The sequence below is a fragment of the Aestuariicoccus sp. MJ-SS9 genome, from assembly GCF_032586235.1.
Classification (GTDB): Bacteria; Pseudomonadota; Alphaproteobacteria; order Rhodobacterales; family Rhodobacteraceae; genus Aestuariicoccus.
Genome location: NZ_JAWHTD010000125.1, coordinates 1 through 1,034, shown reverse-complemented (window position 1 = coordinate 1,034; position 1,034 = coordinate 1). Strand labels below are relative to the sequence as shown.

The following is a 1,034-nucleotide window of genomic DNA, read 5'->3' as shown; positions in this document are numbered from 1 at the left end:
CGCGACCGCCGAGGCGATCGCCTGGATGAAGTCGCTTCCCTTGTTTCTTGAGTTGGAGGGGTTTCGGTTCGTCCACGCCTGCTGGGACGAGGACGTCATCTCGCAGCTTCAGCGCACCACTCTCGATGGGCGGCTCTCCGGCGATCAGTTCCTCGAGGCGGCCAAGAAGGGCGCACCGCTTTATGATCTGGTCGAGACGACGACCAAAGGGCCCGAAACCGAGCTACCGGCGGGATATGGGTTTCGCGACAAGGGCGGCCAACTGAGAAGGGAAATTCGCCTCCAGTGGTGGAATGATGATGCTCGCACGTGGCGTGACGCGGCGATCTCTGTCCCCGATCCGGCGGAACTGCCCGAGGGCGATCTGCCGGCGGATGTCACGCGATCGATCTACTCCAAGGATGCGGACCCGGTCTTCTTCGGACACTACTGGCTAAGCGGTGAGCCCGAACAGCAATCCCCGAACGCGCTTTGTCTGGATTACTCGGCCGGCAAGGACGGGCCTCTGGTCGCGTATCGCGTTTCCGAGCCAGGAGAACAGATTGATCTTGGGAAGCTTATGATCGACTGATCCAGAAAGACATCGGCGAGCGACTTTTCGCCGCCGCGCGGTTGCTTTTGGCGGCCTATGGCTGTCGAGTGCCAGAAGCGGTTCGAGGCTCCTCGGCGGTGGATCAAATCGGCCGGTGCCCTGCAACGAGGATACGCTTTCGTACAGGGATCGTTTGGACTTAGCCCCTTGCGAGGCAGCACATGGGAAAGAGCAAATCTGTTGGAGTGGTAGGCGGCGGCCTTATTGGCATGAGCTGGGCCAGTCTGTTTTGCGCCAAGGGTTGCAGCGTTGTGGTCGTCGATCCCGACCCTGCCGCCAGTCATCGCCTCAGAGATTTCCTGACCGATGCATGGCCCAACCTCTCGGCCTTGGGTTTGACGCTGCACGACACGCCGTCCGAGCCGATTGTTACTGAGGACTACTCTGCCCTCAGAAACGTGGATTTCGTGCAGGAGAACAGCCCCGAGGACCTCGAGACCAA

1 protein-coding gene and 1 pseudogene are annotated in these 1,034 nt (G+C 60.6%); both read left to right on the top strand.

The features are described from left to right. Nucleotides 1–571: pseudogene (locus RXV88_RS23560) on the top strand (metallophosphoesterase); the annotation flags it as partial. 182 nt (nucleotides 572–753) lie between these two features. Continuing rightward, nucleotides 754–1,034: 3-hydroxyacyl-CoA dehydrogenase NAD-binding domain-containing protein (locus RXV88_RS23555; RefSeq protein WP_316296176.1), on the top strand; the 281-nt coding region annotated here is incomplete at its 3' end.